The following is an 8,438-nucleotide window of genomic DNA, read 5'->3' as shown; positions in this document are numbered from 1 at the left end:
TGGCAACGTCCCCCCTTGATTAAGGATAGCGTTGCATCGACCCGTTGAACTCACATCCCTCGATTCAATTTATGCCCGACACGCAGCTTATTTAAAGACAAACCAGCAGCCGGAATAAAAAAGGAGCATCTCATGGCCGGGATCCATCTACACCCACACGATATTCTTGATGAAGGCGTCGATTCAGTACTGGAACGTATTAACAAAATGAACGGCGTCGATAGCCTCTTTGTTGAGGTTAACACCATTTTTGAACGTAACCCCTACCCTACCGGCCGCCTGCCGCACAATCCAAAACATGAGTTTGTGCAAGGTACCGCCACGCTGCATGTCAAACTCGATATGCCGCCACTACGTCTGCACCAGCGCGTTGATCCTACGATTGTTGCGGGCGCCGATCCTCTGCGGGATCTGCAGCAGGCCACCGATCGCGGCCCTTATAAAGTGATCCCCTGGGTGAATATTCTCAACGGCGATTTTGCCGGGCAGATCGAAAACAATCAGGTGATCGATTTTCGCGGCAATCCGGTTGAACACTGGCTATGCCCTAATGGCCCTGACGTCATTGAACTATGGATCAACACCTTCAGCGCGATTAAGGCCCGGTACGGTTATTCGACGTTTCTGATCGACCGCATCCGCTACCCCGACTGGGCAGGAAAGAGCGTGAGCCCCAGAGGATTATTCACCTGCTTCTGCCCGCACTGTCAGCGCGAAATGCATCGGACAGGCATCAATGCTGATGCGGTCCGCCAACGTCTGGCCACCCTCACGGCGCAAATGCACAGCGGCCAGTATGATGCGACCGTCGATGCGTTATTAAATGATGAACTTCTGCAGCGCTGGATGGCATTCCGCCAGCATAGCGTCTCCCGCTTTGTCCAGAATCTGCTGGCCGGCATTAGCGACCGGGATGCTGGCGGCAGCGAACTGTGGCTCGATCTCTGGCCCCCGGCTTACTCGTGGATTTTAGGTCAGGATTATCAGTTTCTTACCCGTTATTCTAAAGCACTCAAGCACTTCCCCTACCATAAGCTCGGCGGCGGTGCGGACGTGCAGGGACTCATTGAACATTTCGCCAAAGATGATGCCCAGCGTGAAAGCGCCTTCAGCGCCTTTATGCGCCTGTTCAAACTGCCTTACAACATTAGCTATCAACAGTTCAAAGCCGAAGGCTTCCCGATTGAATTTGTAAAACAGCAAAACAATCTGGTGCGTGAAAAATCACAGCCAGGCACCTTCATTTACAGCGGCATCCAGATGTGGAACCTGACCCCGACGGCACTACTGGAAGCCATCGATGCGGCAGAACAGAGCGACTGCGACGACCTGCTCTATTACTGCTACGGCTGGGCGGAACAGTCGCTTTTCGACGCCGCTGGCCACCATTACCAAAAGCCCACTTGCTAACACAGGGAAATAAAAAAATGGCTAACCAACAAAAATGGAAAGTATTTTTCCTGCTGTTCGTCACCATGTTCCTTCTTGGCGGCATACAGAACACCAAGGGTCTGATTCTTGAGCAGGTCCAGCACGATATCAATCTGAACATGGGGCAGATAGGCACGTTGATCATGTTCTTCCAGATAGGCTTTCTGGTCGCCAGTCTGCTCACCGGCTACTTTACCGATAAAAAGGGGCTGAAGATCATGATGCTGATTGGCTCGCTGATGATGGCCGTTGGTCTGGTCGGCACCAGCCTGGCGTTCAGCGTGCTGCTGTTTTTCGGCTTCTATTTGATTGTTGGCCTGGGTATCGGCTCGATGCTGGTCTCCATCATTACCGTCATCCCGACCTTCTACAAAGAAAAAGCCGGCATGATGTTCAACGTTTCCAACGCGATGTTCGGCGTGGGGATGATCGCCACTCCGCTGATTTTACAGCAGCTTTTCTCGCATCATGTCTCATGGCGCCTGTTCTATGTCGGAATTGCCATTATTGTTGCGATTATCATTCTGGTACTCAGCAGTCTGCGGTTGGAAAAAGCGCAGGGGATGGATATGCAGCTCTCTGATTTTATGCATATCCTTGGCCAGAAACGCCTGATGCTGGTGATTGGTTTTATCCTGTTCTACGTTGCTGCGGAAGCGGCTTTTCTGAACTTTTTCCCTATCTTCTATAGCTCGCTGGATATCGTCGGCGCTACCGCAGAAGAGAAGATTGTGACGGCGGCCTACGTCATATCCAGTTTTGCCATGCTGTTCACCGTTGGCCGGTTTATTGGCGGGTTTATCAATCTGAAGTTGGGCGATCGCAAAACGCTGATCCTGTTTTCACTATTCTCGCTGATTGCCATTATTGCCAGCCGCTACTTTGCCAGCCAGTTTGTCTGGCTGTTTATGGTATTTGGTTTCGCGATGTCGGTACTGTTCCCTACGGCCTCCGCCGTGGCGACAAAACTCACCGATAAAAGCGGCTCAACGATGGGACTGATCTATGTCGCCTCAGGCATGGGCGGAGCCTTTGCAGGCTGGCTGATTGGTCAGGTTTCTCAGATTTACGGCGTCTCGCTGGGCTTCAACTTGATTATTGCTTTCGTGGCGATTTTCTTCGTGCTGACGTTGTTTATTAAAGAACATCCGCAACATTAAGCGCGATACCCCGGCATAGCTTGCCTGCTACGCCGGGGATTTCAACTACCGCTTGATCAGCGCAAATACCCCCCAGCCAAAGTATTCACGCGTGTAAGTCGCATGGCGCTTTGGCGCAATCGTCAGCTCCGCCCGAACTTCTGGCGCAAATTCATCGCCGGGGTTGTCCTCTAACCAACGGCGCATGGTGAGCCATTTTGCCGCTTCGTAGCGGTCCCAGCCCTCCTGGTCCGCCAGCACCATTTCGACGAGGTCATAGCCAGACGCATCGAATGAGGAAACCAGATCGGCAAGCGTCAGAAAATCGGCGAGCGAAGAGGCGCCACAGGCTTGCGCGACCTCTTCCGTTGCCGGAACCCGGCGCCAGTACGGTTCGCCAATCAACAGTATGCCTCCGGGCTTGAGACTTTTACTCAGCAGTTCGATCGTCCCGGCTACGCCGCCGCCAATCCAGGTCGCGCCTACGCAGGCGGCGATGTCGCATTTTTCATCGGCCACATAACCAGCGGCGTCCTGATGGATAAACGTGACGCGGTCGGCAACCCCGAGCTCTGCTGCCCGCTGCTTAGCCTGCTGGCTGAACAGCGCGCTCATGTCGACGCCGGTGCCGCTAATACCGTGGTCGCGCGCCCAGGTACAGAGCATCTCCCCCGATCCGCTGCCAAGGTCGAGTATCCGCGTTCCGGCCTTCATCCGCAGCACGCGGCCAAGCGTGGCGTATTTTTCCGGCGTAAACGGGTTATGGATGCGGTGGGCGCTTTCACTAATCGTAAAAATACGTGGGATATCCAATGTTGGTATTCCTTTCATTGAGTGGGTAGTAAGAAAATAAGATTCGTTTTTTTCGGCCAGCAGCGCGTACAGCTTGTCGGTAAAAGTATCGCTGACCGGCCATGCCGCCCCATCCGGGCGGATAATTGAGGTAAAACCTGCCGTATGCAGCAGGTCGAGCCAGGCGTCATCCTGCCAGGCGGTCATCTGACTGCCGAAGCGCGTCACGTTGCCGTTCTCTTCAATCGCCATAAATCGCGTTGCGCTGGTTTGCGCAGCGGGATCCCAGGCGTGCTCCGTCAGCAGCAGGTGCGGTACATCCAGAAATAGCCCCTGCGGACAGCGCTGCCAGCTGGGTTCAGCCATCCCCTGCCGTTTAACTTCAGTATAAGTATGAACTTCGATAAGCAGTTTTCCTCCAGCCACCAGCCACTGCGCGCAGCGATTAACCAACGCCCGGGTTTCAGCCGCGCTGAACACATTCAGTTCACCGAAGGTCATCATAATGAAATCGAACTGTTCTTCCGGCTGGTAGTGGCGAACGTCCTGCTGGTGATAGGTAATGTCAAGGCTGGCCGCCTGCGCCTGCTGACGAGCCCAGGCGATCGACGCCGGAGAAAAATCCACGCCCGTACAGCAAAAGCCGCGCTCCGCCAGCTGGCGCGTATAAAAACCCGGCCCGCAGCCGAGATCCAGAATGCGCGCGCCGGCGGGCAGCTGCCCGGCAAGCCATGCCACCTGTTGTTCGATAACCGCCAGCCTGCGGCTGGCCCAGTCGTGCTCCTGCGACAGATGATTCTCCAGCATACGCTGGCTAAACGCCGGTTCATCCCAGGGGATTTTGCGCTCCTCCTCCGGCAAAACTGCGTTTGCGGAATCCCTGATAATCGTACTAATTGTCATCATCATTTCCTTATTGATTACTCGCGCCAGTGCTCGGGTTTCATTAACGCCCGGGCGCACTGTATCTGACCGGTTATCCCCAGCGGCCGGGACGAAAGCCGCTGCAGCATCCAGCAGGCTTTATGCTCCTCGGGAATGGGATAAGGCGCCGGATAGCCTTTATCTCCGGCACAGGGTTCAAAGCCATGCCGCGGGTAATAAGTGGCATGTCCCAGAACGAATACCGCCAGGCTCCCCATTGCCTTCAGATGCTCAATACCGCTTTGGATAAGTAATCCGCCAACACCCATGCCCTGGTATTCCGGCACCACCGCCAGAGGGGCAAGGATATGCATCATCGGAGAGTCAGACTCCCCTTTGAACGTCGCCAGGGTGAACAAAATATGCCCAACTGCTTTTCCATTATGTTTGGCCAGCAGAGATAAGCTCGGGTGAGCACTTTCATCGTTGAGCAAAGCGGCAACCAGATCGGCCTCTTTGCTAAAGCCGAAGGCCCGGGTTTCAACTTCGCGAATATCATCAGCATCACGCTCTGAGGTGATGTGAAAGGTGAAGTTATGGTTTGTCATCAGTTGCTCCTTAGCGGTTGTCCAGCTGAGCGCGAACGTTGTTCAGCCCGGTGGTATTGATACGGTAGGGCTGCCCGTTGACGGACTTAATGAGTTTTTTGGTTTTGAGTTTTTTGAAAACGGCGAGCGTGCAGTCGCTGAGCAGGAGCCCTTCGCGGCTGTAGCATTCAACAGAGGTTACGCGGCCTGATGCATCGCGAATATGCGCGATCCGGCCACCTTTAGCGAGAACGTGTAAGGTACGTTGTTCCTGACGGGATAGATTCATACTGAAGAAACCTGTTAATCATCATGCGTAAAAACGAGCCAACACCCACGGGTGTTCGCGTAAAGTTTAAGCGCAGCGATAACCAGTCCGGCCTGATAAGGTCGGGAAGCTGATTATCTAATGATGACATTCTCCAGCATCAAAGCCTCGGTGAGAGTTGAAAAGATATTTACCAGCGAAATGATAACACGTAGTTTTTATAAGGAAATCGTATTAATTAAAAAGTGTGATCTGTTGCAAGCCCAGCGGATTTCTGACGCATCTGGTCGATATGTTGACGCCATTGGTTAACCATTTATAAAGACCCGCTTCGCGGGACCTCATGCCCTCCTGAGCTTCAGCAGAATCTCTCCGCGCGACGCAACGAGTCTAAAATATCGATGGGTTAGCACTCAGGCCATTAGCGAATCTCCATCACATTTTGGTTTACCAATTTCGCTGTTATGGTTGACATGTTTGACCAATTGGAGGAACTTATACGCCATATCGTCTGGTTTCTCTCCGTTACGATGGTTGACCGGAACCGACACTCCCATCAAAGCAGCGGCCTGGAACAGGTCAAAACGTGAAAGAGGTTAAGCATGGAACAGACATGGCGCTGGTATGGCCCTAACGATCCGGTCACTTTAGCTGACGTCCGTCAGGCGGGCGCGACCGGAGTGGTCACCGCCCTGCACCATATCCCGAACGGCGAAGTGTGGACGGTTGACGAGATCCTCAAGCGTAAGGCCATCGTGGAAGAAGCCGGGCTGGTGTGGTCGGTAGTTGAAAGCGTACCGATTCACGAAGAGATCAAAACCCATACCGGCAACTACGCGCAGTGGATCGCTAACTATCAGCAGAGCCTACGCAATCTGGCCCAGTGCGGCATTCGTACCGTGTGCTACAACTTTATGCCGGTCCTCGACTGGACCCGTACCGACCTGGAATACGTCCTGCCGGACGGCTCCAAAGCCCTGCGTTTCGATCAAATTGAATTTGCCGCCTTTGAGCTGCATATCCTTAAGCGTCCGGGTGCGGAAGCGGACTACACCGCCGAAGAGGTCGCCCAGGCGAATCAGCGCTTCGCCACCATGAGCGAAGAGGATAAAGCGCGCCTGACCCGTAACATCATTGCCGGTCTGCCGGGCGCGGAAGAAGGATATACCCTCGACCAGTTCCGCCAGCATCTGGCAACCTACAAAGATATCGATAAAGCCGCACTGCGCGAGAACTTCGCCGTCTTCCTGAAAGCGATTATTCCCGTTGCCGAAGAGGTTGGCGTGCGTATGGCGGTCCACCCGGACGATCCGCCGCGTCCGATCCTCGGCCTGCCGCGCATCGTCTCAACGATTGAAGATATGCAGTGGATGGTCGATACCGTGAACAGCATGGCGAACGGCTTTACCATGTGCACCGGCTCCTACGGGGTACGTGCCGACAACGACCTGGTTGATATGATTAAGCAGTTCGGTCCGCGTATTTACTTCACCCACCTGCGCTCTACGCTACGTGAAGAGAACCCGAAAACGTTCCACGAAGCGGCGCACCTGCACGGCGACGTGGACATGTATGAAGTGGTGAAGGCCATTGTCGAAGAAGAGCACCGCCGTAAAGCGGAAGGTAAAGAGGATCTTATCCCGATGCGTCCTGACCACGGCCACCAGATGCTCGACGATCTGAAAAAGAAAACCAACCCCGGCTATTCCGCAATTGGTCGCCTGAAAGGGCTGGCCGAAGTCCGCGGCGTGGAGCTGGCGATCCAGCGCGCTTTTTTTAGCCGCTAATTCCTGACCGGCGGAGCAGCAGGCTCCGCCTTTTCCTCTTCGGCCGCCTGTTGCGGCCCACTCTGGAGTTTGCTATGACTGCAACCATTGCCGACAGCAACCTGCCGGTTACGCGCCCTGCATGGGATCGTTCTCGTCTCGAATCCCGCATCGTTCATCTGGGCTGCGGCGCATTTCACCGCGCGCATCAGGCGCTTTATACCCATCATCTGCTGGAAACCAGCGATAGCGACTGGGGCATCTGCGAAGTCAACCTGATGCCGGGCAACGACCGCCTCCTGATTGAGAATCTGAAAAATCAGCAGCTGCTTTATACCGTGGCGGAAAAAGGCGCTGACAGCACCGCGCTGAAAATTATCGGTTCGATGAAAGAGGCGCTGCATCCGGAAATCGACGGCTGTGACGGCATTCTGCGCGCCATGACGCGACCGCAAACGGCGATCGTTTCGCTGACGGTAACGGAAAAAGGCTACTGCACCGATGCGGCCAGCGGTCAGCTCGATCTGAATAATCCGCTGATTCAACACGACCTCGCCCATCCGGCGACGCCGAAATCCGCTATAGGCTACATCGTCGAAGCGCTGCGCCTGCGCCGCGAAGAGGGGCTAAACGCCTTTACGGTGATGTCCTGCGATAACGTTCGCGAGAATGGCCACGTGGCGAAAGTGGCGGTACTTGGCCTGGCCCAGGCCCGTGACCCAGCGCTGGCGGCGTGGATTGAAGCTCACGCGACCTTCCCGTGCACCATGGTTGACCGCATTGTGCCCGCGGCAACGCCTGAAACCCTACAGGAGATTGCCGACCAGCTTGGGGTCTACGATCCGTGCGCCATCGCCTGTGAACCGTTCCGTCAGTGGGTGATTGAAGATAGCTTCGTCAACGGCCGCCCGGAGTGGGACAAAGTCGGCGCGCAGTTTGTTGAAGACGTCGTGCCGTTTGAAATGATGAAGCTACGCATGCTCAACGGCAGCCACTCTTTCCTGGCCTATCTCGGCTATCTCGGCGGCTATGAAACCATCGCCGACACCATGACTAACCCGGCATACCGCAAAGCGGCTTTTGCCCTGATGATGCAGGAGCAGGCGCCGACGCTCTCGATGCCGGAAGGCACCGATCTTCAGGCCTACGCCACGCTGCTGATTGCCCGTTTCAGCAACCCTTCCCTGCGTCACCGCACCTGGCAGATCGCCATGGACGGTAGCCAGAAGCTGCCGCAGCGCCTGCTTGACCCAATTCGTCTGCATCTGCAAAACGGCAGCAGCTGGCGCCATCTGGCGCTCGGCGTGGCGGGCTGGATGCGCTATACCCAGGGAAGCGATGAGCAGGGACAACCCATTGATGTTGTCGACCCGCTGCTAATGGAGATCCAGCAGATTAATCAGCGTTATCAGGGCGCGGAGCGCGTCGCCGCGCTGCTGGCCATCAGCGGGATCTTTGCCCACGATCTGCCGGACAATGGCGACTTCGTCAACGCGGTTACCCTGGCGTATCAACAGCTGTGCGAGCGCGGCGCCCGCGAGTGCGTGGCGGTGGTTAGCGCCAGTCTGTAATCTCCCTTCTTTCACGGGTC

7 protein-coding genes and 1 pseudogene are annotated in these 8,438 nt (G+C 55.3%); 4 read left to right on the top strand and 4 right to left on the bottom strand.

Translation table 11 applies throughout. The features are described 5' to 3' along the window. Positions 1–132 precede the first annotated feature (132 nt). Together ABLV11_RS09340 and ABLV11_RS09335 are read left to right on the top strand one after the other, a co-directional pair. Positions 133–1,410, top strand: coding sequence for a hypothetical protein (locus tag ABLV11_RS09340; RefSeq protein WP_024273764.1), 1,278 nt, complete (start codon positions 133–135; stop codon positions 1,408–1,410). 17 nt (positions 1,411–1,427) lie between these two features. Next, positions 1,428–2,591 (top strand): MFS transporter, encoded by a 1,164-nt coding sequence (locus tag ABLV11_RS09335; RefSeq protein ID WP_024273763.1) that lies wholly within the window; start codon positions 1,428–1,430, stop codon positions 2,589–2,591. A 45-nt stretch (positions 2,592–2,636) separates the two neighbouring features. On the opposite strand, the gene ABLV11_RS09330 is transcribed toward ABLV11_RS09335, so the two are convergent. The 4 genes and pseudogenes from ABLV11_RS09330 to ABLV11_RS09315 all read right to left on the bottom strand — a co-directional run bounded on the left by ABLV11_RS09330 (position 2,637) and on the right by ABLV11_RS09315 (position 5,102). After that, a complete protein-coding gene (locus ABLV11_RS09330) occupies positions 2,637–3,401 on the bottom strand; it encodes a class I SAM-dependent methyltransferase (RefSeq protein WP_224227635.1) in 765 nt (254 codons plus the stop codon). 333 nt (positions 3,402–3,734) lie between these two features. Next, a pseudogene (locus ABLV11_RS09325) lies at positions 3,735–4,169 on the bottom strand (class I SAM-dependent methyltransferase); the annotation flags it as partial. A 113-nt stretch (positions 4,170–4,282) separates the two neighbouring features. Beyond that, complete coding sequence (locus ABLV11_RS09320; protein ID WP_126488543.1) at positions 4,283–4,834, bottom strand: N-acetyltransferase; 552 nt, start codon at positions 4,832–4,834, stop codon at positions 4,283–4,285. A gap of 10 nt (positions 4,835–4,844) precedes the next feature. Next, positions 4,845–5,102: a YjhX family toxin gene (locus ABLV11_RS09315; RefSeq protein ID WP_004110819.1), complete on the bottom strand. Its 258-nt coding sequence runs from the start codon at positions 5,100–5,102 to the stop codon at positions 4,845–4,847. A gap of 581 nt (positions 5,103–5,683) precedes the next feature. On the opposite strand from ABLV11_RS09315, the gene uxuA reads away from it, so the two are divergent. Next, positions 5,684–6,868: a mannonate dehydratase gene (gene uxuA / locus ABLV11_RS09310; RefSeq protein ID WP_004099225.1), complete on the top strand. Its 1,185-nt coding sequence runs from the start codon at positions 5,684–5,686 to the stop codon at positions 6,866–6,868. Between the two features lie 74 nt (positions 6,869–6,942). Beyond that, positions 6,943–8,418 (top strand): fructuronate reductase, encoded by a 1,476-nt coding sequence (locus ABLV11_RS09305; RefSeq protein WP_126488541.1) that lies wholly within the window; start codon positions 6,943–6,945, stop codon positions 8,416–8,418. The last annotated feature ends 20 nt before the right edge of the window (positions 8,419–8,438 follow it).

Source organism: Klebsiella sp. GW_Kp181 (assembly GCF_040062315.1).
In the GTDB taxonomy this organism is placed as follows: Bacteria; Pseudomonadota; Gammaproteobacteria; order Enterobacterales; family Enterobacteriaceae; genus Klebsiella; species Klebsiella oxytoca.
This window is presented reverse-complemented; position numbering and strand designations above follow the sequence as displayed.